This is a genomic window from Streptomyces sp. 7-21 (assembly GCF_016741785.1).
Classification (GTDB): Bacteria; Actinomycetota; Actinomycetes; order Streptomycetales; family Streptomycetaceae; genus Streptomyces.
In genome coordinates this window covers 1-21,295 of record NZ_JAERRL010000002.1, presented here as the reverse complement: position 1 = coordinate 21,295, position 21,295 = coordinate 1, and the positions used below count along the sequence as shown (strand labels likewise).

25 protein-coding genes and 1 pseudogene are annotated in these 21,295 nt (G+C 72.5%); 13 read left to right on the top strand and 13 right to left on the bottom strand.

Translation table 11 applies throughout. The annotated features are described in order from the left end of the window. Positions 1-2 precede the first annotated feature (2 nt). Both JK356_RS02130 and JK356_RS02125 read right to left on the bottom strand, forming a co-directional pair. Complete coding sequence (locus tag JK356_RS02130) at positions 3-704, bottom strand: demethylmenaquinone methyltransferase (protein ID WP_201865755.1); 702 nt, start codon at positions 702-704, stop codon at positions 3-5. A gap of 104 nt (positions 705-808) precedes the next feature. After that, positions 809-979, bottom strand: a complete 171-nt coding sequence (locus JK356_RS02125; RefSeq protein WP_201865754.1) for a hypothetical protein — start codon at positions 977-979, stop codon at positions 809-811. Between the two features lie 141 nt (positions 980-1,120). Between JK356_RS02125 and JK356_RS02120 the strand changes: the two genes are divergently transcribed. After that, complete coding sequence (locus tag JK356_RS02120; RefSeq protein WP_374100586.1) at positions 1,121-1,567, top strand: hypothetical protein; 447 nt, start codon at positions 1,121-1,123, stop codon at positions 1,565-1,567. 64 nt (positions 1,568-1,631) lie between these two features. On the opposite strand, the gene JK356_RS02115 is transcribed toward JK356_RS02120, so the two are convergent. Then, positions 1,632-2,213 carry a Uma2 family endonuclease gene (locus tag JK356_RS02115; RefSeq protein WP_236670633.1) on the bottom strand — a complete coding sequence of 194 codons (582 nt, stop codon included), beginning with the start codon at positions 2,211-2,213 and terminating at the stop codon, positions 1,632-1,634. 335 nt (positions 2,214-2,548) lie between these two features. Between JK356_RS02115 and JK356_RS02110 the strand changes: the two genes are divergently transcribed. From JK356_RS02110 to JK356_RS02085, 7 genes and pseudogenes are all read left to right on the top strand, one after another. Next, on the top strand, positions 2,549-3,334 hold the full coding sequence (locus tag JK356_RS02110; protein WP_201865752.1) for a hypothetical protein: 786 nt from the start codon (positions 2,549-2,551) through the stop codon (positions 3,332-3,334). A gap of 332 nt (positions 3,335-3,666) precedes the next feature. Further along, positions 3,667-4,584 (top strand): carbohydrate ABC transporter permease, encoded by a 918-nt coding sequence (locus JK356_RS02105; RefSeq protein WP_374100585.1) that lies wholly within the window; start codon positions 3,667-3,669, stop codon positions 4,582-4,584. A 19-nt stretch (positions 4,585-4,603) separates the two neighbouring features. Beyond that, positions 4,604-5,560 carry a carbohydrate ABC transporter permease gene (locus JK356_RS02100; protein WP_201866094.1) on the top strand — a complete coding sequence of 319 codons (957 nt, stop codon included), beginning with the start codon at positions 4,604-4,606 and terminating at the stop codon, positions 5,558-5,560. Positions 5,561-5,570: 10 nt separating this feature from the next. Next, entirely contained in the window at positions 5,571-6,917 is a 1,347-nt protein-coding gene (locus JK356_RS02095; RefSeq protein WP_201865751.1) for a sugar ABC transporter substrate-binding protein, read from the top strand. A gap of 72 nt (positions 6,918-6,989) precedes the next feature. After that, positions 6,990-7,697 (top strand): annotated as a pseudogene (locus tag JK356_RS22290) (histidine kinase); the annotation flags it as partial. 253 nt (positions 7,698-7,950) lie between these two features. Then, positions 7,951-8,130, top strand: a complete 180-nt coding sequence (locus JK356_RS22475; protein ID WP_374100601.1) for a hypothetical protein — start codon at positions 7,951-7,953, stop codon at positions 8,128-8,130. After that, positions 8,121-8,765 carry a response regulator transcription factor gene (locus JK356_RS02085; RefSeq protein ID WP_236670657.1) on the top strand — a complete coding sequence of 215 codons (645 nt, stop codon included), beginning with the start codon at positions 8,121-8,123 and terminating at the stop codon, positions 8,763-8,765. The genes JK356_RS22475 and JK356_RS02085 overlap by 10 nt, the downstream gene beginning before the upstream one ends. A gap of 22 nt (positions 8,766-8,787) precedes the next feature. Here JK356_RS02085 and mqnC read toward each other — a convergent pair whose 3' ends face one another. Next, entirely contained in the window at positions 8,788-9,987 is a 1,200-nt protein-coding gene (mqnC, locus tag JK356_RS02080; protein WP_201865750.1) for a cyclic dehypoxanthinyl futalosine synthase, read from the bottom strand. A gap of 114 nt (positions 9,988-10,101) precedes the next feature. Next, positions 10,102-10,971, bottom strand: coding sequence for a menaquinone biosynthetic enzyme MqnA/MqnD family protein (locus JK356_RS02075; protein WP_201865749.1), 870 nt, complete (start codon positions 10,969-10,971; stop codon positions 10,102-10,104). A 232-nt stretch (positions 10,972-11,203) separates the two neighbouring features. Between JK356_RS02075 and JK356_RS02070 the strand changes: the two genes are divergently transcribed. Further along, complete coding sequence (locus JK356_RS02070) at positions 11,204-11,407, top strand: cold-shock protein (RefSeq protein WP_201865748.1); 204 nt, start codon at positions 11,204-11,206, stop codon at positions 11,405-11,407. Positions 11,408-11,473: 66 nt separating this feature from the next. On the opposite strand, the gene JK356_RS02065 is transcribed toward JK356_RS02070, so the two are convergent. The 6 genes from JK356_RS02065 to JK356_RS02040 form a co-directional block, all read right to left on the bottom strand. Further along, positions 11,474-13,408, bottom strand: a complete 1,935-nt coding sequence (locus tag JK356_RS02065) for a long-chain fatty acid--CoA ligase (RefSeq protein ID WP_201865747.1) — start codon at positions 13,406-13,408, stop codon at positions 11,474-11,476. A 223-nt stretch (positions 13,409-13,631) separates the two neighbouring features. After that, positions 13,632-13,919 (bottom strand): DUF4229 domain-containing protein, encoded by a 288-nt coding sequence (locus JK356_RS02060; RefSeq protein WP_201865746.1) that lies wholly within the window; start codon positions 13,917-13,919, stop codon positions 13,632-13,634. Positions 13,920-13,933: 14 nt separating this feature from the next. Beyond that, on the bottom strand, positions 13,934-14,482 hold the full coding sequence (locus JK356_RS02055; RefSeq protein ID WP_201866092.1) for a GNAT family N-acetyltransferase: 549 nt from the start codon (positions 14,480-14,482) through the stop codon (positions 13,934-13,936). Between the two features lie 23 nt (positions 14,483-14,505). Continuing rightward, a complete protein-coding gene (mqnE, locus tag JK356_RS02050; protein ID WP_201865745.1) occupies positions 14,506-15,672 on the bottom strand; it encodes an aminofutalosine synthase MqnE in 1,167 nt (388 codons plus the stop codon). Positions 15,673-15,716: 44 nt separating this feature from the next. Then, the gene (locus JK356_RS02045; protein ID WP_201865744.1) at positions 15,717-16,178 is read right to left on the bottom strand and encodes an Lrp/AsnC family transcriptional regulator; all 462 of its coding nucleotides are present in this window, start codon (positions 16,176-16,178) and stop codon (positions 15,717-15,719) included. A gap of 85 nt (positions 16,179-16,263) precedes the next feature. Continuing rightward, positions 16,264-16,962, bottom strand: coding sequence for a UbiX family flavin prenyltransferase (locus JK356_RS02040; protein WP_201865743.1), 699 nt, complete (start codon positions 16,960-16,962; stop codon positions 16,264-16,266). 222 nt (positions 16,963-17,184) lie between these two features. On the opposite strand from JK356_RS02040, the gene JK356_RS02035 reads away from it, so the two are divergent. From JK356_RS02035 to JK356_RS02020, 4 genes are all read left to right on the top strand, one after another. Further along, entirely contained in the window at positions 17,185-18,375 is a 1,191-nt protein-coding gene (locus JK356_RS02035) for a hypothetical protein (RefSeq protein WP_201865742.1), read from the top strand. Between the two features lie 121 nt (positions 18,376-18,496). Further along, complete coding sequence (locus JK356_RS02030) at positions 18,497-18,733, top strand: hypothetical protein (RefSeq protein ID WP_201865741.1); 237 nt, start codon at positions 18,497-18,499, stop codon at positions 18,731-18,733. A gap of 133 nt (positions 18,734-18,866) precedes the next feature. Further along, on the top strand, positions 18,867-19,280 hold the full coding sequence (locus JK356_RS02025; protein ID WP_201865740.1) for a hypothetical protein: 414 nt from the start codon (positions 18,867-18,869) through the stop codon (positions 19,278-19,280). Positions 19,281-19,558: 278 nt separating this feature from the next. Next, complete coding sequence (locus tag JK356_RS02020; protein WP_201866091.1) at positions 19,559-20,578, top strand: sigma-70 family RNA polymerase sigma factor; 1,020 nt, start codon at positions 19,559-19,561, stop codon at positions 20,576-20,578. On the opposite strand, the gene JK356_RS02015 is transcribed toward JK356_RS02020, so the two are convergent. Then, a complete protein-coding gene (locus tag JK356_RS02015; RefSeq protein ID WP_201865739.1) occupies positions 20,522-20,890 on the bottom strand; it encodes an STAS domain-containing protein in 369 nt (122 codons plus the stop codon). The genes JK356_RS02020 and JK356_RS02015 overlap by 57 nt on opposite strands. Positions 20,891-21,036: 146 nt before the next feature. After that, positions 21,037-21,295 (bottom strand): FtsX-like permease family protein (locus JK356_RS02010; protein WP_201865738.1); only part of this gene is annotated, 259 nt, incomplete at its 5' end.

Sequence of the window (21,295 nt, the reverse complement as noted above, 5' to 3'; positions counted from 1 at the left end):
GGCTACCGCGGTGCCGTCTTGAACCCCCGGTGGAGCGCGACGATGCCGCCGGAGAGGTTGCGCCAGCCCACGCGGCGCCATCCGGCGCGCAGCACGCGGGCCGCCAGGGCGGGCTGGTCCGGCCAGGCGCGGATCGACTCCGCGAGGTACACGTAGGCGTCGGGGCTGCTGGCGACCCGGCGGGCGAGGGCGGGCAGCGCGCGCATCAGGTACTCGGTGTAGACGGTGCGGAACGGCTCCCAGGTGGGGTGGCTGAACTCGCAGATGACCAGGCGTCCGCCCGGCCTGGTGACGCGCAGCATCTCGCGCAGCGCGGCATCGGTGTCCTGGACGTTCCGCAGGCCGAAGGAGATCGTGACGGCGTCGAAGCTGTCGTCGGCGAAGGGGAGCCGGGTCGCGTCGCCGGCGGTGAACGGCAGCCAGGGGACGCGCCGTTTGCCCTCGCTGAGCATGCCGAAGCTGAAGTCGCAGGGCACGGTGAAGGCGCCGGCGGCGGCGAAGGGCTCGGAGGAGGTGCCGGTGCCGGCCGCGAGATCGAGGACCCGCTCCCCGGGGCGGGCGGCGACGGCGCGGGCGACGGCCTTGCGCCAGCGGCGGTTCTGGCCGAGCGCGAGGACGTCGTTGGTGAGGTCGTAGCGCGCCGCCACGGCGTCGAACATCGCGCGGACGTCTCGGGGCTGCTTGGCCAGGGTCGCTCGGGTCACGCCGCCATTCTCGCCGATGGCCCGGCAGGGACCTTACGGCGGGCTCCGGGCGGCCGGGACGGCGCGCGGCCACGCGCCGGGCGTCACAACGTGCCCCCGCCCGCCTACTCCTCCCGTTCGGCTTCGCGGTCGGCCATTTCGTCCTCGTAGGTGGCGGCCGCCGCCCGGTAGATCTCCGCGACGATGGCGCGCGCCTCGCCCTCGTCCCCGCCGCCGGCGGCGAAGTCCAGCAGGCGGCGGGTCCAGCTCTCGATGAAGTCCGCGTAGTCAGCCATAGGATCATTTGAACGCTTTTGCGGCCATTCGGCAGCTCGACCGGCCATCACTCATGCGGGTGATCGGAGCCGGGAGGGGATGAAACCAGGGAGATGTGCAACTACCGTAATCGTTCGGCTTCAATACGTAATCATTGTCGAGTGCGATCTGGTGGGTGCTACATGGGGATGAGGGGCAAGCGGCGCCCGGGCGGCGCGGCCAGGCGCGCCGCGCTGCGCGTGGGGCTGACGGCCACGGCGGCCGGCGGGGCGATGCTCGGCTCTGCGGGCGGCACCGCGGCGGAGATCATCCCGGACGACCTGGGCGTGGGCGCGGTCCAGGGCGTCTCCGGCGTCCTCGGCGGCACGCTGGGCACCACGGCGGACGCCACGGCGCACGCCCTCGGCCCGGTTGCGGACCTTCAGCTCAATCCGCTGGCCAACACGGGCACCGACCCGCTGTCGAACTCGGCGGGCACGCAGATCGCCGACTTCCGCCCGGTCTCCACGGACATCGTCACCGGCCCGCTGGCGGACGGCGCCAGCCTGCGGACGCTGCCGGGTGAGGTGCTCGGCCGGCTGACGGGTCCGGCGCCCGCGACGCCCTGACGCGCGCCTCGCGAGAACGGAGAGACGGGGAAAGAGGACGGGGGGGGAGACCGGCTGGCACTCGTTACCGCTCGACGAGCCGCCGCAGCGGGATCTCGACGGGGAACGGCCCATCGGTGGCCAGCGTGCCCCGGTGCTCCGTCCAGCGCTCCCAGCCCGAGGCGCCGCCGGCGTACTCGTGGACGACGGGGAGACCGTCCTCGCCGCGCTCCACGCGCCAGTAGTGCGGCAGCCCGGCGGCGGCCAGCAGGCCGGGTTTGCGGTAGCGGTCCTCGGTGCGCGACTCCGGCGCCACCACCTCGACGACGAGCGCGACATTCCGCACGGGGGTGGCCAGCGATTCGGTGTCCGGTCCGCGTTCGTGCGAGACGACGATGTCCGGCCTGATCAGCGTGCGGTCGCCAACCGACACGCGCCGGGTGAGGCGCATCGAGTGCGGCGCTCCGCCCCACGCCTCCCGCAGCACGAAGAAGAGCTCGTCACGCACCATGTCGTGCCAGTACGTCGTCTGCGGGCGCACGGAGATCACGCCGTCGTGCATCTCCCAGTCGAAGGGGAGCCACAGGTCCTTGACCTGATTGAACGTCCACCCTCCCCACGGTGGGTACATCCAGTTCTCGGGTGTGGCCCTCTCCGATGGGTCCATAGGAGCCCTCATAAGGGCAAGGTTGCACCAACTCGGCCCGGCCTGGCCGCCCTTCGCGGTGAAGCCGCTCAATGAGGTGGATCCGCTTTCCAGCCGTTGACCTTGTGGACACCGCGTCTACAATCGCGCCCCCGCCCCGGCACGTAGCCGGGCACATGCCACAAACCATCTTCCCCGCGCTGACCGGCCGGCCGCCCCGCCGGGCGCCCCACCGGGGACGATGCCCTGGCACAGAACCGGTACCCGAAAACCGGGAACCGGGCTGGGCATGACGGCGCTCTGGGATACTGACCACCCTGATAACGGGTGACCATCACTTCGCCACGGGGGGACAGATGCGGAGCAACAAGAGCCCGGCGACCGGAGTGGTGTGGCTGACACTGGTGGCCGCCATCGTCATCGGCGGCGTGCAGTACGCGCTCACCAGCGATGGCTCCGGCTCCGACGCCGAGGCGAGCGATTCCGGGGGCGCCGGCCAGGGAGGCGATCCGCTCGGCGGGATGGGCGGCCCGGAAGGGCTGGATGGTCTCGAAGACCTGGAGGACCTGGAGGTCCCCGGCGGCGGGGAGGACGGCGGCGGCACGACGGTGCCGGACATCGGCCCGTCGCCGTCCGCGCCGGCCCACGACGCGACGTACGAGGCGTTCATGGCCATCAGCCCCGGCTCCTGTCTGCGGAACTACTACGGCGGCGAGACCTGGCTGGAAGAACGCCCGGAGACGGCCGACTGCGACAGCGCCGGGGCTCTGTACGACGTGCTGGAGGTCCGCACCGACACCATCTGCCCGATCACCGAGAGCGAGACCTACTGGTCGTACACCGACCCGAACACAGGTGACGTCGCCACGCTGTGCGTGCGCCGCCGGTACGCCGAGCAGCAGTGCTTCCCCGGCGAGATGGACGGCGACACCGTGCTGGCCCGCATGGACACGGCCTGGCCGTGCGACACGGACCAGGTACCCGTGGAGTACAACCAGATCCTCCGCATCACCGGCTACTACCAGGCGCAGGAGGAGTACCCGCCCGGCTTCTGCTCGCAGGACGCCTACGACCAGACCATGTACTACACGTGGGAGGTCTACGACCGCCAGGCCGTGATCTGCGCCACCATCGTCGGCTGACCGCTCGGGTGAGGCCGCAGCGGCGGCCGCCTCCCTCACCGTTCCGCGACCGCGTCCGGCGGCCGTCGTGCGGCCGCCGCGCACGCCCCACGGAAACCGGCGCGTGCGCGCGGCCGCTCGCCATGCCCGCGCACCGGCTGCCGCGCGCCCGCCTCTGCCCGCTTCCCACCAGGACACCAGTCGCGCCATATCCGCGCTGACCTGGGTTTATTACCGTGCGTCACCTACCTGACGCTTGGTTACGTCCGGATAACAGCCTTGGCACGAGACCTTGACAGGAGCACCACTCAGGGCAACATTTCCGATCACATCCAAACGCCACGAGGAGGTGCGTGCCGTTGGCCACCATCGGCAACGAGGTACGCGGCGGTCCGGGCCACCGGCGCCGCAAGGAGACCGCGGCCGCGCTCGTGTTCGTGGCACCGGCCGCGTTCGGCTTCCTCGTCTTCTTCGCCTGGCCCCTCGTCCGCGGGATATACCTCAGCCTCACCGACTACGACGTCCTGACCGACCCGGTCTTCACCGGCCTGGACAACTACGAGCGGCTCCTGGGAGACGACGTCTTCTGGAACTCGCTGTGGGTCACCCTCCAGTACGTCGTCATCAACATCAGCGTCCAGACCGTCGTCGCGCTGGCGCTGGCGGTGCTGATCCACCGGCTGACCCGCTCCACGGTCATCAGGGGCCTGATCCTGCTCCCCTACCTCGTCTCCAACGTCGTCGTCGCGCTGCTCTGGTACTGGATGGCCGACTACAACCTCGGCGTCATCAACGAGATGCTCGGCTGGATCGGCATCGACCCGCTGGGCTTCTTCGGCGACCCCGACTGGGCCATCCCCACCATCGCGCTGGTCAACGTCTGGCGGCACATGGGCTACACGGCCCTGCTGATCTTCGCCGGCCTCCAGATGATCAACCGCGACGTCTACGAGGCCGCGGCGGTCGACGGCGCCAGCGAGCGGCGGATCTTCTTCCAGATCACGCTGCCGCTGCTGCGCCCCGTGCTCGCGCTCGTCCTGGTCATCACCCTCATCGGCTCCTGGCAGATCTTCGACACCGTCGCCGTCACCACCCAGGGCGGCCCGGTCGATGCCACGCGGGTCGTCCAGTACTACATCTACGACCAGGCGTTCACCCGCTTCGACTTCGGCTACGCCTCGGCCATCGCCGTGGTGCTGTTCCTCATCCTCGCCGGTATCGCGTTCGCTCAGCTGAAGCTGATGCGTGCGGGCGAGTCCGACCAGGCGTGAAGGAGGTCCGACCATGACGATGACCCCGACCACCCCGGCGCCCGGCCCCGCGGCCTCCCGTGCTCCGGCCCCCGGGCCCATGCGCACCACGGCCCGCAGGCGGCGGCTGAGCCCCGGGCGGATCGCCGCCTGGGCCGTGCTGATCGCGCTGATCGTGATCACCGTGGGCCCGTTCCTGTGGATGCTGCGGACCGCGCTGTCGAACAACCGGCAGCTCTTCGCCGACCCGGTCTCACCGCTCCCGGCCGACTTCACCTGGGGCCCGTTCGAGCGCGTCCTGGGCTCGGCCACCACCGAGGAAGCGCTCGCCGAGGGCGGGGCCGGGGCCTCGCTGCGGTTCTGGACCTACCTGCGGAACTCCGTGATCGTCTCCACGGCCATCACGCTCGGGCAGGTCTTCTTCTGTGCGATGGCCGCCTACGCCTTCGCGCGGCTGCGCTGGCCCGGCCGCGACAAGGTCTTCTTCGCCTTCATCAGCGCCCTGATGGTGCCGCCGGTGTTCACGCTGCTGCCCAACTTCGAGCTGATGAAGAACCTCGGGCTGCTCAACACCTTCCCGGCCATCGTGGCGCCGTACTTCTTCATGACGCCCTTCGCCGTCTTCTTCCTGCGGCAGTTCTTCCTCGGCATCAACCGGGAGATCGAGGAGGCCGCCATGATCGACGGGGCCGGCTACTTCCGGATCTTCTTCCGCATCATCCTGCCGATGAGCGCCGCACCGCTGATCACCCTGTCCATCCTGACGTTCATCAACGCCTGGAACGAGTTCTTCTGGCCCCAGCTCGTCGGCCAGGAGGAAGACGTGCGGGTACTGACGGTCGCGCTGAACGCCTTCCGTTCCTCCACCCCGATGACCGGGCCCGACTGGGCGGGACTGATGGCCGCCAGCCTGGTCGCCGCCATTCCCACGCTCCTGCTCTTCCTGGTCTTCGGCCGCAGGATCGTCAACTCCATCCAGTTCTCGGGCATGAAGTGAGGTGGTCACGATGAGGCGCGCACGCACCCGCACCGCCGCGGCAGGCGCCGCCCTCGCCAGCCTGCTCCTGGCCGCCTGCGGCACGGCCTCCGGCGACGGCGGCGACGAAGTGACGCTGACGTACTGGCTGTGGGACGCCAACCAGCAGCCCGCCCAGGAGCAGTGCGCCGAGGCGTTCGAGGCGCAGCACCCGGACATCAACATCAAGATCGAGCAGCGCGGCTGGGACTTCTACTGGAGCGCGCTGACGCTCGGCATGGTCTCCGAAGCGGCCCCCGACGTCTTCACCGACCACCTGGCGCGCTACCCGGACTACGTCACCCGCGGCCTGCTGCTGCCGCTGGACGAGTTCGCCGAACGCGACAACCTCCAGTTCGACATCTACGAGGAGGGCCTGGCCGACCTGTGGATCGGCCCCGACGGGCACCGCTACGGGCTGCCCAAGGACTTCGACGCCATCGCGCTCTTCTACAACAAGGACATGGCGCGCGAGGCGGGCATCACCGAAGAGCAGATGAACAACCTCACCTGGAACCCCGAGGACGGGGGCACCTTCGAGGACGTCATCGCCCGCCTGACCGTCGACGAGAACGGGGTGCGGGGCGACGAGCCCGGCTTCGACAAGAACAACGTCCGCACCTACGGCATCTGGCCGGATCGCTCCGGCGGCGACAGCCACGGCCAGACCCAGTGGTCGTACCTGGCGGCGACCAACGGCTTCACCTACACCGACGAGAACCCCTGGGGCACCGAGTACCACTACGGCGACGAGTCCTTCCTGGAGGTCATCGGCTGGTTGCGCGGCCTGATCGAGAAGGGTTACGCCCCCTCCTGGGAGCAGCAGGAGGGCGTCACCTGGAGCGACCAGCTGGCGGCGGGCCGCACCGCCATGGCGTCCAACGGCAGCTGGATGACCGGCACCGTCTTCGGCTACGAGAACCTCAACGCCGGGATCGCGCCCACCCCGATCGGCCCCTCCGGGGAACGGGCCACCATGTTCAACGGCCTGGCCGACTCCATCTACGCCGGCACCGAGCACCCCGAGGAGGCCTGGGAGTGGGTGCGGTTCCTGGGCTCGGCCGAATGCCAGCGCCTCGTCGCGGAGCACGGGGTCGTCCTCCCGGCCGTCAGCGAGGCCCGCGAGGTCGCGGAGCGCACCTTCGCCGAGGCCGGCATCGACATCGCGCCGTTCACCCAGCACGTCGAGGACGGCACGACCGTGCTGTACCCGATCACCGAGCACCCCACCGACGTGCTGGCCCTGCTGCGCCCCGCCCTGGAGGCGGTGCTGTCGGGCCAGCAGCCGGTGGAGTCGCTGCGCGGCGTCAACCAGGAGATCAACGAGCTGTTCGAGTAGGCGCTGCCCGCACCGGCCGGGGTCTGCGGTTTTCCGCAGTGCCCCGGCCGCCCGCGCTCGGCTAGCGTGCGCATGCCCGCCCTTCTGCTGAGGTGGCTGCGCACCGCCACGGGCGTGCTGCTGGGACTGCTCACCGTTCCGGCCGAGCTCGCGCTCGCCGCGGTGGGCGGCCTGTGGCTGCTCGCGGCGCCGCGCCGGGCGCGGCGCGCCGCGGGCGGGCCGGTGCTGCGCGCGGCCCGGCGGCTGGCCGGGACGCACCGGCGGCGGATGACGGTCTGGTACGGGGTGACGGCCCCGCCGCGCGAGGACCAGCCGCTGGTGTTCCTCGGCTATGTGGCCCTGCGCGGGCTGGTGGGGCTGCTCGGCGGCGTCGTCGCGGGCTGCGTGGTGATCGGCGCGGGCTACGCGACGATGCCCGCCTGGATCTGGGCCGCGGTCAGCGTCGAGCACCCCCTCAACGTGCTGGTCGCGTCGGCCGCCGGGGTGCTGCTGCTCTTCGGCAGCATGCAGACCGTGCACGGGGTGGCGGTGCTCGACGAGCTGCTGGCGCGGCGGCTGCTCAGCAGCGCGGGCCGGGAGCTGCTGCAACGCCGCGTCGACGAGCTGGCTGCCAGCCGCGCGGGGGTGGTGCGGGCCGTGCACGACGAGCGGCGCCGCATCGAGCGCGACCTGCACGACGGCGTGCAGCAGCGGCTGGTCGCGCTCGGGCTGCTGCTGGGCCGGGCGCGGCGCGCCGGGGCGGACGGCCGGCGCGCCGCCCTGCTGCGGCAGGCGCACGAGGAGACCCGGCAGGCGCTGCGGGAGCTGCGGGAGGTGGCCTGGCACGTGTACCCGGTGGCGCTGGACGACGGCGCCTGCCGGCCGCGCTGGCGACGATCGCCGAGCGCACGCCGGTGCCGCCGGTGCGGCTGCGCTGTGAGCTGCCGGAGCCCGGGCCGCCCGAGGCCGTGCGGACCGTCGCCTGCTTCGTGGCGGCGGAGGCCGTCACCAAGCCGTCAAGCACGCGGGCGCCTCGCTCATCACCGTCTCCGCCGTGCACCGGGAGGACGTGCTGACGGTGCGCGTGACGGACGACGGCCGCGGCGGCGCCGACGCGTCGGGCACCGGGCTGCTCGGCCTGGCCCGCCGGGTCGCCGCGCTCGACGGCGCGTTCACCGTGACCAGCCCGCCCGGGGGCCCGACCACCGTGACCGCGGAGCTGCCATGCGCGTGATGCTCGCCGACGACTCGACCCTGCTGCGCGAGGGCCTGGCCCGGCTGCTGGCCGAGGAGGGGCACGAGGTGACCGCCGCGGTGGGGGACGCGGAGGGGCTGCTGGCCGCCGTGGCCGCGGCGCCGCCCGACGCGGTGGTGGTGGACGTGCGCATGCCGCCCCGCCACACCGACGAGGGGCTGCGCGCCGCCCTGGAGATCCGCCGCCGCTGGCCGGGCACCGGCGTGCTCGTGCTGTCCCAGTACGTCGAGCGGCGCGACACCACCGAGCTGATGACCACCGGCACGGAGGGCGTGGGCTACCTGCTGAAGGACCGGGTGGTGGAGGTCGAGGAGTTCCTCGACGCGCTGGAGCGGGTCGAGGCGGGGCGCACCGCTTTCGATCCGGAGGTGGTGCGGCAGCTGCTGATGAGCAGCAGCCACACCCATCCGCTGGCCGGGCTGACCGAGCGGGAGCGCGCGGTGCTGGGCCTGATGGCGCAGGGGCACGCGAACGCGTCCATCGCCCGGCAGCTGCACGTCTCGCTCAGCGCGGTGGAGAAGCACACCCGGGCGGTCTTCGAGAAGCTGGGGCTGGCCCAGACGGCCGGGTACAGCCGCCGGGTGCTCGCGGTGCTGCGGTATCTGGGGTCGTGAGGCCGCGCCGGCGGCCGGCCGGTCAGCCGTGCTGCCCGATCAGCTTCAGCTCGGGGTGGGCGGTGCCGCCGTCGATCGCCGTGGAGGACAGGTGGGACACGACGCGCTCGTCGGCGGGGTCGTCGGCCGGGTCCTCGTGGACGACGAGGTGTTCGTAGGTGGTCGAGCGCTGGGCGGGGACGCGCCCGGCGGTGCGGATGAGGTGGATGAGCTCCCGCAGGTTGGAGCGGTGGCGGGCGCCGGCGGAGGAGACGACGTTCTCCTCCAGCATGACGGAGCCGAGGTCGTCCGCGCCGTAGTGGAGCGTCAGCTGGCCGATGTCCTTGCCGGTGGTGAGCCAGGATCCCTGGATGTGCGCCACGTTGTCCAGGAAGAGGCGGGCGATGGCGATCATGCGCAGGTACTCGAACGGCGTGGCCTGCGTCTGGCCGCGGAGCTTGTTGTTCTGCGGCTGGTAGGTGTACGGGATGAAGGCGCGGAAGCCGCCGGTGCGGTCCTGCACGTCCCGGATCATCCGCAGGTGCTCGATGCGCTCGGCGTTGGTCTCACCGGTGCCCATGAGCATGGTGGTGGTGGACTCGACGCCCAGGCGGTGGGCGGTCTCCATGATCTCCAGCCAGCGCTCGCCGGACTCCTTCAGCGGGGCGATGGCCTTGCGCGGCCGCTCGGGAAGCAGTTCGGCGCCGGCGCCCGCGAAGGAGTCCAGGCCGGCCTCCTTCAGGCGGCGGATGGCCTCCTCGACGGTGACCCCGGAGACCCGTGACATGTGTTCGACCTCGGAGGCGCCGAGGGAGTGGATGACGAGCTGGGGGAACTCGCGCTTGATGGCCGCGAAGTGCTTCTCGTAGTACTCCACGCCGAAGTCGGGGTGGTGGCCGCCCTGGAACATGATCTGCGTGCCGCCGAGCTCGACGGTCTCGGCGCAGCGCCGCAGGATCTCGTCGAGGTCGCGCACCCATACGTCGTCGCTCTTGGGCGAGGCGTAGAAGGCGCAGAACTTGCAGGCCGTCACGCACGCGTTGGTGTAGTTGATGTTCCGTTCGATGATGTACGTCGCGATGTGCGCCGTGTCCGCGAAGCGGCGGCGGCGGGCGGCGTCGGCGGCGCGGCCGAGCGCGTGCAGCGGGGCGGAGCGGTACAGCTCGAGCGCCTCTTCCGGGCTGATCCTGCCGCCCTCGGCGGCGCGGTTGAGCACGGACTCATAAGCGGCGTTCTGCCCCATGGCGTCCCTCCGGCGTTCACTGACGGGCCTCACCAGCGTACGCCAGGGGTTGCGCGCCGCCGGGGGGCCGGGGGCCGCGCCTCGATGGCCTGCGGCGGCGGCCTGCGGGTGGCCTTACGGGGGCGGCAGCAGCGTGACGCGGGCGGTGACGGGCGGGTCGGCGGCGTCGTGGCTGGGGCTGGCGGCCAGGCGGCGGGTGAACTCGGCGATGCCCTCCAGCTGGCGTTCGCCGAGCGTGAAGTCGAGCGTGGTGAAGTAGCGCTCCAGCGCCTGCGCGTCGAACGCCTCCCAGCGGGCGGCCTGCTCGGCGACCTTGGTGACCTCGGCGAGCGAGAGGTCGCGCGACTGGAGGAAGGCCCGGTGCACCTCGTGGACGGTCGCGCCCTCGCGCTCCAGGTAGTCGCGGCGCACGCCCCAGACGGCGAAGACGAACGGCAGCCCGGTCCACTCGTGCCACATGGCGCCGAGGTCGTGGACCTCCAGCCCCAGGCGAGGCGCGTCGTGGAGCGAGGCGCGGAGCGCGGCGTCGCCGATGAGGACAGCGGCGTCGGCCTCCTGCATCATCTCGCTCAGGTCGGGCGGGCAGGTGTAGTAGGAGGGGGCGATGTGGTACCGGTCGGCGAGCAGCAGCCGCGCCAGGCGCACGGAGGTGCGGGAGGTGGACCCGAGCGCGACACGCGCCCCGTCGAGGTCGCGCAGCGGGCGCTGCGAGACGATCACGCACGACATCACGGGCCCGTCGCAGCCGACGGCGATGTCGGGCAGGGCGACGAGGTCGTCGGCGTGGTGCAGGTAGTCGATGAGGGAGACGGGGCCGATGTCGAGAGCGCCGCGCACCAGGTGCTCGCCGAGCCGCTCGGGGGTGTCCTTGGTCAGCTCAAGGTCGAGCAGGCTGCCGGTGCGGGCCAGGCCCCAGTAGAGGGGCAGGCAGTTCAGGAACTGGATGTGTCCGACACGAGGGCGGTTCCGGGGGTGTGCGTTCACGTCTGGGAGGGTACGCCTGTGACGTGCGAGTCATGCGGCTGCCCGGGCGGAAGGGTCCGTCCACTTCCCCCCGTACACGGAGCGTGCTAGGCTCGTCCGTAGTTGCAGTTTGGTTTCCCTTGCAGTACGAGCCTGCGGAGCATGTAACCGCGGGCTTTCGTCGTTTTCAGACCTTCGCTTCATGCGGTTCTGGAGCAGGGCGACCCTTTTCAGGCCCAGGGAGGGCTTTTTCATGGCTACCGGAACCGTCAAGTGGTTCAACGCCGAGAAGGGCTTCGGATTCATCGCCCAGGAGGGCGGCGGCCCCGACGTCTTCGTTCACTACAGCGCGATCAACGCGTCTGGCTTCCGCTCTCTTGAGGAGAACCAGGCGGTCACCTTCGACGTCACCCAGGGTCCGAAGGGCCCGCAGGCGGAGAACGTGACGGTGGTCTGACGACGAGATCGACGTGGGCCCCCGCCGGTGCTGACCGGCGGGGGCCCACGCGTGTGACGGGGCGGGTCACGGGCGCTGGTACATCTCGTCGATCTCCTTGGCGTAGTCGCGCAGCACGGCGTTCCTGCGGAGCTTCAGCGACGGGGTGAGGTGGCCGGATTCCCGCGTGAACTGTCTCGGCAGCACGCGGAAGCGGCGGATCGACTCAGGGGTGGAGACCATGCTGTTGGCCTCGTCGACGGCGCGCTGGACGTGACGGAGCAGGTCGGGATCGGCCAGCAGCCGGTCCAGCGGCATGCCGGTGCGCTGCGTCATCACGCGCCAGTGCTCGAGGCCGTCGGGGTCGAGGGTGATCAGCGCGGTGAGGTAGGGGCGGTCGTCGCCGACGACCAGGCACTGGCTGATCAGCGGGTGGGAGCGCAGCCAGTCCTCCAGCGGCCCGGGCGCGACGTTCTTGCCGCCCGAGGTGACGATGAGGTCTTTCTTGCGGCCGGTGATGGTCAGGTAGCCGTCGCGGTCGAGGGAGCCGAGGTCGCCGGTGGGCAGCCAGCCGTCGGCGTCGGTGGCGGGGACGACGGCGTGGCGCTCGGCGTCCCAGTAGCCGGCGAAGACGCTGGGGCCCCGCACCAGCACCTCGCCGTCGGCGGCGATGCGCACGGCCGTGCCGGGGAGCGGCCAGCCGACGGTGCCCAGGCGGGGGGCGTCCGGCGGGGTGACGGTGGCGGCGCCGGTGGTCTCGGTGAGGCCGTAGCCCTCGTAGACCGCGATGCCCGCGCCCTCGTAGAAGGCGGAGAGCCGGTGGCCAAGGGCCGAGCCGCCGCAGACGACCTGCTTGACCCGGCCGCCGAGGGCGGCGCGCACGCGCCGGTAGACCAGGGTGTCGTACAGGGAGCGCGCGGCGCGCAGCGCGAGCCCGGGGCCGCTGCCGGTGCCGTGCTGCGCGGCCTCGGCGGCGCTGCCGTAGCGGCGGGCCACGGCGGCGGCGCGGTCGAAGGAGGCGGCGCGGCCGCTGCGCTCGGCTATGGCCCGGCCGGTGTTGTAGACCTTCTCCAGCAGGTAGGGGATGGCGAACAGGAACGTCGGCTGGAACGAGCCGAGGTCGGCGAGCAGATCGTCGGTGGCGATGCTGGGGGCGTGTCCCAGGCGGACGCGGGCGCGCAGGCAGCCGATGGCGACGACGCGGGCGAGGACGTGCGCGAGCGGCAGGAACAGCAGGGTGCTGGGCGGCTCGTCGGTGACCGCGCGGAACAGCGGGTAGAGCAGCTCGATGGCGTTGTCCACCTCGGCGAAGAAGTTGCCGTGGGTGAGGACGCAGCCCTTGGGGGTGCCGGTGGTGCCGGAGGTGTAGATGAGCGAGGCCGGCAGCGCGGGCGTCATGCGGGCGCGGCGGCTCGCGGCGGCGTCGTCCGGGACCCCCTGCCCGGCGGCGGCGATGTGGTCGAGCGCGGAGGTGCCGGGGCCGGCGAGGGCGGTGAACTGCCAGAGGTGTTCCAGGCCGGGCAGCTGGTGGCGGACGGAGATGACGGTACGGGCCTCCTCGGCGCCCTCCACGGCGCAGGCCCGCGCCCCGGCGTCACGCAGGATCCAGCTGACCTGGTGCGGGGAGGACGTGGGGTAGACCGGCACGGTGACCAGTCCGGCCGCCCAGGCGGCAAAGTCGAGCAGCGTCCACTCGTAGCGGGTGCGGGAGATCAGGGCGATCCGGTCGCCGGGGCGCAGGCCGTGGGCGATGAGGCCCTTGGCGACGGCCGTGACCTGGGCGGCGAAGGCGGCGCAGGTGACGTCTTCCCAGGTGCCGTCCGGGCGTTTGCGGCTGAGGGCGACGGCGTCGGGGGCCTGGCGGGCGTTGTCGTAGGGGATGTCGGCGAGGCTGCCGCGCGTGACGGGGGCGGCGAGCGGCGCGGTCCTGACCTCGTGGACGACGCCGCCCTCGGTGACGATTTCCGGCCGGACGGCGCCGGCCGGCGGCGCCTCGTGGCGCGGTCGCTGAGGTCGCGTCATGGTGCCCCTCCGGGGACGGCTTTCAGCGGGATTCTGCCCGGTGAAAGCCCTTCCGCGCGCAGGGTACGGGGCGCACCTTCACGAGACCGTCACGGCGCCTGGCGAACCATGGTCTTGAATCATTTCAGCCGACACGGCAGGGTCGGGAGCGCGGCCCGCAGGACGCGGCGCCTCCGCCGTCGATGCCTGGCTCCGGCGGGGGCGCCGCCTCACGCGGCCGGGCTCAGGCGGCGGCCCGGTCGTCGTCCTCCATGCCGCGGTTGGCGTCGAGCCGCTGCTTGACCCGCTCGACGCGGCTGGCGACCTGCTGCGACATCTCGTCGCGCTGCTTGCGCAGCACGACGTAGCTGATGGGCGCCGAGACCACGATGGACAGCAGCGTGATCCACAGCGGGTTGGCGGTGCCGATGGCCTCGGGCAGCACGCCGACGTAGGCCAGTGCGGCGATCACGACGAAGCAGGCGGCGAAGATGCCCAGCCGCAGCCCGGTGTAGCGGAGCGTGGGATTCATGGTCGGTCTCCTCCTCACAGGGGCAGCCACATGGTGACGTCGTCGCGGTAGTCGCCGTCCGCGAGCCTGATCGCGCCGGGCACCCTGCCCGTCTCCCGGTAACCGCAGGCGGCGTAGAAGCGCTCGAGGCCCATACCGCCCCGGCAGGTCAGACGGATGCCGGTGACGCCGGGCATGGACCGGGCGGCCGCGGCGGCGGCCGCCATCAGCTCGCGGCCGGTGCCCTGGCCCTGCCGGTCCGGGTGGACCATGACGGTCCGCAGCCACACCCAGTGGCGCATCAGCCGGTGCGTGTTGGCGCAGAGGAAGGCGGTCGCGACCGGGCGCTCTGGTGCCGCGGGGTCCAGGCCGACGAGCAGGCGGGTGGTGCCCTCGGCCATCCCCAGCAGGTGCTGCCGCAGGTCGGGCTGGACGTCCGCCGGCGTGACCGGCGGGAGGAAGCCGACGGCGCCTCCGGCGTTGACGACGTCCGCCCACAGCGCGGCGAGGTCCTCGCGCAGCCGCGGCGTGACGGGCGGATCGAGCACGTAGCGGAGCCGGGTGGCGTCCGCGGTGGCGGGGATCACGGTGGCGGTCCTCACTGTCCTCACACGCGCATGGGCTGCGGCGTGTCGCGACGGGCGGGGTCGGGGCCGTCGTACTCGCGGACGATCTCGTAGCGGGTGTTCCGCTCGACGGGGCGGAACCCGGCGTCGCGGATCAGCTCCAGCAGGTCCTCGCGGGTCAGCTTGTCGGGGGTGCCGAAGTTGTCCGCGTCGTGGGTGATCTTGTACTCGACGACCGAGCCGTCCATGTCGTCGGCGCCGTGCTGGAGCGCGAGCTGGGCGGTCTGAAGACCGTGCATGACCCAGAACACCTTCACGTGGGGCACGTTGTCGAAGAGCAGCCGGGAGACGGCGAACGTGCGCAGCGCCTCGGCGCCGGTGGCCATGGTGGTGCGGTCCTGGAGGCGGTTGCGGATCTTGCCGTCCTGCCGGTCGACGAAGTCGTGCTGGTAGCGCAGCGGGATGAAGACCTGGAATCCGCCGGTCTCGTCCTGCAGTTCGCGCAGCCGCAGCACGTGGTCCACGCGGTGGCGGGGCTCCTCGATGTGGCCGTACAGCATGGTGCACGGCGTCTTCAGGCCCTTGCTGTGCGCGAGGCGGTGGATGCGGGACCAGTCCTCCCAGTGGGTGGAGTGGTCCACGATCTGCTTGCGGACCTCCCAGTCGAAGATCTCCGCGCCGCCGCCGGTGAGCGACTCCAGCCCAGCGTCGATCAGTTCATCGAGGATCTCGGAGGCGTCCATGCCCGAGATGGTCTCGAAGTGGTGGATCTCGGTCGCGGTGAACGCCTTGAGGGAGACGGTGTCGGGCAGCGCCTCCTTCAGGGCGCGCAGCGAGCGCGGGTAGTAGCGCCACGGCAGGGTGGGGTGCAGGCCGTTGACGATGTGCAGCTCGGTGAGGTTCTCGCCCTCCATGGCCTTGGCCAGCTTGACGGCGTCCTCGATGCGCATGGTGTAGGCGGACTTCTCGCCCGGCTTGCGCTGGAACGAGCAGTAGGCGCAGGAGGCCGTGCAGACGTTGGTCATGTTCAGGTGACGGTTGACGTTGAAGTACACGACGTCACCGTTGAGCCGGGTGCGCACCTCGTGGGCGAGGCCGCCGAGCCAGGCCAGGTCGTCCGACTCGTACAGCGCGATGCCGTCCTCGCGGCTGAGCCGCTCACCGGAACGGACCTTGTCCTCCAGTTCGCGCTTGAGTCCCGCGTCCATCCGGCGCCTCCAGGTTCGTGACAGACAGGTGCCGGTAACCGAGCCTACGCCGGGGTCTCGTCGGGCAGCTCGCCGACCCTGTTCTCCCACTTCGTGGAGAGCACGATCGTGGTGCGCGTGCGGGAGACGCCTTGGGTGCCGCTCAGGCGGCGGATGGTGCGTTCCAGGCCGTCGACGTCCGGGGCGCGGACCTTCAGCATGTAGGAGTCGTCGCCCGCGATGAACCAGCAGTCCTCGATCTCGGGCAGCTCCCGCAGCCGGGTCGCGACCTCCTCGTGGTCGACGGCGTCGGAGAGCTGGATGCCGATGAGCGCGGTGACGCCCAGGCCCAGCGAGCGGGCGTCGACGGTGGCGCGGTAGCCGGTGATGACGCCGGCCGCCTCCAGGCGGTTGATGCGGTCGGTGACGCTGGGGCCGGAGAGTCCGACGAGGCGCCCCAGCTCCGCATAGGAGGCCCGGCCGTTCTCGCGCAGGGCCTGGATGAGCTGCCTGTCCACAGCGTCCATGGTCGAAAGCGCCGCCTTCCTCGTCCTCCGGGCGTCCCCCCGGATCCGTTGTACAGACGAATCTAAGGCATGGAAGGGTGGCCACCTACGAGTGGTGGGGGCGAGGGGGCTTGATCCCACCGGACCAGCGGCGGTACAGGCGGTGTTCGGCTCCGACGGCGTCCAGGGCGCGGCCCGCGACGAAGTCGATGAGGTCCTGGATGTGGGTGGCGCCCGCGTAGAAGGCGGGGGCGGCGGGCAGCACGGTGGCGCCGCTGTCGTCGAGGGTGACGAGGTGGCGCAGCACCTGGCCGCTGAGCGGCGTCTCCCGTACCACGACGACCAGGGGGCGCCGTTCCTTGAGGGTGACGCTGGCCGCCCGCTGGAGCAGGTCCTTGGACAGGCCGAGCGCGATGCCGGCGACGGCGGCCGCCGAGGCGGGGACGACGAGCATGCCGCGCGCGGGATAGGAGCCGGACGACGGGCCGGCGGCCAGGTCGCCCGCCGCCCAGTAGCGCACCCGCGCCAGGGCGTCGTCCGTGACGGCGAAGGCGTCGGGCTTGCCGTCGCCGCCGCGGCTCAGCCAGGTGCGCAGGTCCTCGCGCCAGTGCCCGTCGCGCAGCGGCATGCCCGTCTCGTCGAGCAGGGTGAGGCGGGCGGCGCGGCTGACGACGAGGTCGACGTCCTCGCCCGCGTCGAGCAGCGCGCGGAGCACGGCGGCGGCGTACGGGGTGCCCGAGGCGCCGGAGACGCCAACGATCCAGGGGCGGCGGGAGCGTTCCGTGCGGGCGGGGCGGGACTCCATGCTGGCAGGCTACGGCGTGTCCCGCCGCCCCGCGCGGCCGCGGGGATCACGGAGCGGACAAGGAGTTAACAGCGGGCTTACCGGTCGGTGACGCCTCGGCCACGGGACGGGGACTTCCGGCTCGGGCACGCCGGGTTCCTCCCCCGGCCATGGACACTGGAAGGCAGTCGTGCGGCATCGGTGCTGCTGCCGCCCCTGTTGACCCCGGGAGGACGTTTCCGTATGCCCCCCACCCCGCTTCGCCGCCTGGCCGCCCTCGGCGGCGCCGTCCTCCTCGCTGGCTCCGCCGTCGCCGCCTGCCAGGTGGGGAGCGCCGGGGGCAACGGCTCCGGGGAGGGCACGGACATCTCGGACGCCGCCAGCGAACTGCTCGCCTGGCACGGCGTGACGGTGCAGGCCGGCGTGGACGGCACGGCCGAGGAGGTCTACGACTACCTGCTGCACGCGGGCGGCGGCGAGCAGCCGTCGATGGACGACGCGCGGCGGCTGGCGGACATGGAGCTGACCGCGGTGTTCGCCGACCCGGCGGGCGAGGACGCCGAGCTGCGGGACACCGAGCCGGGCACGGCACTCAACAGCGCGGTCGCAGTCAACTTCGGCGGCGAGGACGTCGCCGGGGTGAAGTCCATAGGGAACGACACCTGGGTCAAGATCAACTGGGAAGGCGTGGTCCGCGGCGTGCTGCACGGCGACGACGCGGCCGTCGAACAGGCGCGCCGGTTCCGGGAAGACGCGAGGCGGCTGCCGGATTCGCTGGGCCTGGCGTCGACGGCGCTCGGCGGCGGCTGGGTCAAGGTCGACCCCGCGCGCTACGACGAGTACGCGGAGGTGCTGACGGAGCACGCCGGGATGCCCGAGGCGCCGGCCGCCGCCGCGGCGGACGCCCTGGCGGACGTGACCGCCCTGCTGTCGCCCCAGGCGCAGTGGAGGTTTCTGGCCGGGCTCGGCGGCCTGGGCAACGCGGGCGTGACCTTGCAGGAGGCCGGGGAGGAGCACGGCGCCCAGGTGGTCGAGGTGGAGCTGCCCGCGGGCGAGGCGTGGCGGGTGATGGAGCCGCTGGCGGCGGCGCTGAACGAGCAGGGCGCGCGGTTCGGGCTGCCGCCGCTGGTGAGCGAGCCGGAGGAGCCGGGCGCCCCGGTCGTGGTGGACGTGCGGATCCGCAACGGCGTGCTGGCCGGACTGACGCTGGATCTGGGCCAGTTCGCCGGGGCCGGCGAGGACGGACGCCAGGCGCCGCCGCTGCCGCTGGACGTGACCCTGACGAGCGGGGCGGCGCTGTCGCTGTCGTCCTCCTCCGGTGAGACGCTCACGCCGGAGGACCTCACCGTGGCGCTGCTGTACCTGGAGGTGCGGGCCGAGGAGCGGCAGGGCGATCCGGGCCGGGCGGACGTGCCGGGGCCGGTCCAGCCGTAGGGCCCCCGCTGCTGGCGCGGAGCGGCATGAGGTGCTGCGCGAGGGCTTCCGCGCGGGCCGTGCGGGCGGTTTCATGAGCGCACTCCAACCGCTTACCCCGCAGGTGTGAGGAGGGGTGCCCATGCGACGCTGCCTCCGTCGTCTGGCGCACGAGATCTGGCAGTCGTTCGTCATCCTCGGTCTCGCGCTCGCCGGGGAGCGCCCCCCGGCACCGCTCTCCCCGCCTCCGAGGGCCCACCCCGAGCGCGTGCCCCGCCCCGGCGTCCCGCCGGCGGACGAGGAGGAGGCCGCCATCGACGCCGCCTTCTGGGAGCAGGTGCGGCCCCTGCTGCCCGCTCCGCGGGCCTCCCGGCGGTAGGCCCGGGGCAGGGGCGCCGCGGCGCGTTATTTCCACGGCGAAAGCCGCGGCGGCGGGAAACCGCACGCGTGCGGCCGCGCGTCTTTCCCGTGAACGGGCGGTGTGCCAAGGGGGTGTCCCGATGCCGGTCCGTATGACGTGGCCTTCGTTCCAGGACCGCTGGCCCGCGCTGTGGACCAGCCACGTCCTTCCGGTGAGCATCGGCGTCTTCACGCTCGCCGAGGCCGGGCTCGTCACCGTGGCCGCGCTCATTCCCTGGCGGCGGTCGGAAGGCGGCGACTGCTCGCCCTCGTGGCTGCCGGAGGAGTCGGCCCGCCGCGCCGAGCCGTGCGCCTGGGTGCGGGAGAGCGAGCCGGTCGCGACCGTCGTCATGATCGCGACGGGGCTGCTGGTGGCGACCGCCGTGCTCATGCAGCTGCGGGCGTGGCGGTCCTCCCGGTCCCCCTGCGGCATCCGGGCCAGCGTCCTCCAGGCGCTCGGCGCGCTGCTGTGCCTGGCGGCGGCGGCCGGCGTCCTCGCGTTCGGGTACGGGCCCTACCCCGCGTAGCGGGTTCCTCGCTCGTCGGCGGCGGGTGACGGGCAGGAACGGACAGTGGCCAAACCGGACGAACGGCAGGCAATCACCCGATAAGAGGTACGTTGGATGGCGTGCCTGAACTGCCCGAGGTCGAGGCGCTGCGCGACGTCCTGGCCGACCGGATCACCGGACGGCCGGTAGCGCAGGTCTGTGTCGTCGCGGGCCGGTTGTCAGTGCCCCTCGTTACTGTCCTGGCCATGGTGACCGCGTCCGCGGAGCGCCAGAACCGACCGCCCACCGCACAGGGGATGACGATGAGTACCACCTCCGCGCGCACGCTCTCCGCTGGCTCGGCCGGCTCCGCTGGTGCCTCGCTCTCCGTCGACGCCGAGCTGGAGACCTACCGCCGCGAGCTGACCGGCTACTGCTACCGCTTGCTCGGCTCGGCGTTCGAGGCGGAGGACGCGGTGCAGGAGACGATGGTGCGGGCCTGGAAGTCGTACGACCGGTTCGAGGGGCGGTCCTCGCTGCGGTCGTGGCTCTACCGCATCGCGACGAACGTGTGCCTGACCATGGCGGACGGCTCCCGGCGGCGGGCGCGGCCGATGGACCTGTCGTCGCCGGCGCCGGCCGGCGCGGAGCCGGGCCCGCCGCTGCCCGAGACCGCCTGGGTCGAGCCGATGCCGGACAGCCGGACGCTGCCCGCGGACCCGGCGGAGCGGGCCGAGACGCGTGACTCGGTGCGGCTCGCGCTGATCGCGGCGCTCCAGCACCTGCCGCCGAAGCAGCGGGCGGTGCTGATCCTTCGGGAGGTGCTCAGCTGGCGGGCGGCCGAGGTCGCCGAGCTGCTGGGCACGACGGTCGCCTCGGTCAACAGCGCGCTCCAGCGGGCACGGGCGACGCTCGCGGCGGCGGGCGTGACGGACGAGCCGCCGTCCGAGCCGCTCACCGAGGAGCACAGGTCGCTGCTCACGCGCTACCTGCGGGCGTTCGAGGCGTACGACATGGACGCGCTGACGTCCCTGCTCCGCGAGGACGCGACGCTGTCAATGCCGCCGTACGGCCTGTGGTTCCGGGGCCCCGGGGACATCAGGGCCTGGATGCTGGGCCCGGGCGCCAAGTGCGAGGGATCCCGGCTCATACCCACCGAAGCGAACGGCTCGCTCGGCTTCGGCCAGTACCGCCGGGCCGCGGACGGTGAGGGCCACACCGCCTGGGGGCTGCACGTCCTCGACGTCAGGGGCGGGAAGATCGCCGGGATCTGCGTCTTCCTAGACACCGCCCGGCTGTTCCCGCTCTTCGGCCTGCCCCCGCGGCTGACGCCCTGACGCCGTCCTCGCCGTGCCCGCCTCGGCCGCGTCGTCCCCCGTGAGGACGCCGTCCAGGCCCAGCCATGTCAGCATCTCCCCCAGCTCCCCGCTGGCGTTGCCGACGCGGAGCGCGCAGCCGAGGCGACCGGCCGTCAGCCGCAGCCGCGCCAGCGCCTCCAGGGCCGCGGGGCCGGGCGGTCCCAGGCCGGCCGCGTCGACGACGACGGTGCGCGCGCCGGTGGCTCGCACGCCGCGGGTGAGCCGGTCGCACAGCCCGGGCACGTCCTGGCCGGCGAGCGGCTCCTGAAAAGCCATCACGAGCACGCTCATGCCCCCGTCACACCTCCCTCGCTGCGCGCGCACTGTCCCGCGCCCGCGCCTGACGTGGGTGAGACTCCCCGCCCGCCGCGGACTCATCGCGGGCGCGCACGCGCCCGCCCCGGCCGGCGGGGCGGGCGGTGAGGGGTGCGGGACGCTCAGTCCGTGGCGATGGCCGCGAGCACGTTCATCCGGCCCGCGCGGAAGGCGGGGACGAGCGCGGCGAGCAGACCGACCACGACCGACCCGGCGAAGACAGCCCCGACCGTGGCCCACGGGATCTCCAGCACGTGGAAACCGGTCCCCTCCAGCACCTGCTGGGCGGTGACGCCCCACGCCAGGCCGAGTCCCAGGCCCAGCAGCGCGCCGAACAGCGCGATGACGACCGACTCCAGCCGGATCACGCGCCGCAGCTGT

Bases quoted from the DNA above. Each gene is read 5' to 3' on its own strand.
- mqnC (WP_201865750.1), bottom strand. From the start codon at position 9,987: ATGGGGCAGAACGCCGCTTATGAGTCCGTGCTCAACCGCGCCGCCGAG.
- JK356_RS02035 (WP_201865742.1), top strand. From the start codon at position 17,185: ATGCCCCCCACCCCGCTTCGCCGCCTGGCCGCCCTCGGCGGCGCCGTC.
- JK356_RS02095 (WP_201865751.1), top strand. From the start codon at position 5,571: ATGAGGCGCGCACGCACCCGCACCGCCGCGGCAGGCGCCGCCCTCGCC.
- JK356_RS02060 (WP_201865746.1), bottom strand. From the start codon at position 13,919: ATGAATCCCACGCTCCGCTACACCGGGCTGCGGCTGGGCATCTTCGCC.
- JK356_RS02015 (WP_201865739.1), bottom strand. From the start codon at position 20,890: ATGAGCGTGCTCGTGATGGCTTTTCAGGAGCCGCTCGCCGGCCAGGAC.
- mqnE (WP_201865745.1), bottom strand. From the start codon at position 15,672: ATGGACGCGGGACTCAAGCGCGAACTGGAGGACAAGGTCCGTTCCGGT.
- JK356_RS02020 (WP_201866091.1), top strand. From the start codon at position 19,559: ATGACGATGAGTACCACCTCCGCGCGCACGCTCTCCGCTGGCTCGGCC.
- JK356_RS02070 (WP_201865748.1), top strand. From the start codon at position 11,204: ATGGCTACCGGAACCGTCAAGTGGTTCAACGCCGAGAAGGGCTTCGGA.
- JK356_RS02040 (WP_201865743.1), bottom strand. From the start codon at position 16,962: ATGGAGTCCCGCCCCGCCCGCACGGAACGCTCCCGCCGCCCCTGGATC.
- JK356_RS02045 (WP_201865744.1), bottom strand. From the start codon at position 16,178: ATGGACGCTGTGGACAGGCAGCTCATCCAGGCCCTGCGCGAGAACGGC.
- JK356_RS02110 (WP_201865752.1), top strand. From the start codon at position 2,549: ATGCGGAGCAACAAGAGCCCGGCGACCGGAGTGGTGTGGCTGACACTG.
- JK356_RS02030 (WP_201865741.1), top strand. From the start codon at position 18,497: ATGCGACGCTGCCTCCGTCGTCTGGCGCACGAGATCTGGCAGTCGTTC.
- JK356_RS02065 (WP_201865747.1), bottom strand. From the start codon at position 13,408: ATGACGCGACCTCAGCGACCGCGCCACGAGGCGCCGCCGGCCGGCGCC.
- JK356_RS02125 (WP_201865754.1), bottom strand. From the start codon at position 979: ATGGCTGACTACGCGGACTTCATCGAGAGCTGGACCCGCCGCCTGCTG.
- JK356_RS02100 (WP_201866094.1), top strand. From the start codon at position 4,604: ATGACCCCGACCACCCCGGCGCCCGGCCCCGCGGCCTCCCGTGCTCCG.
- JK356_RS02085 (WP_236670657.1), top strand. From the start codon at position 8,121: ATGCGCGTGATGCTCGCCGACGACTCGACCCTGCTGCGCGAGGGCCTG.
- JK356_RS02025 (WP_201865740.1), top strand. From the start codon at position 18,867: ATGACGTGGCCTTCGTTCCAGGACCGCTGGCCCGCGCTGTGGACCAGC.
- JK356_RS02115 (WP_236670633.1), bottom strand. From the start codon at position 2,213: ATGGACCCATCGGAGAGGGCCACACCCGAGAACTGGATGTACCCACCG.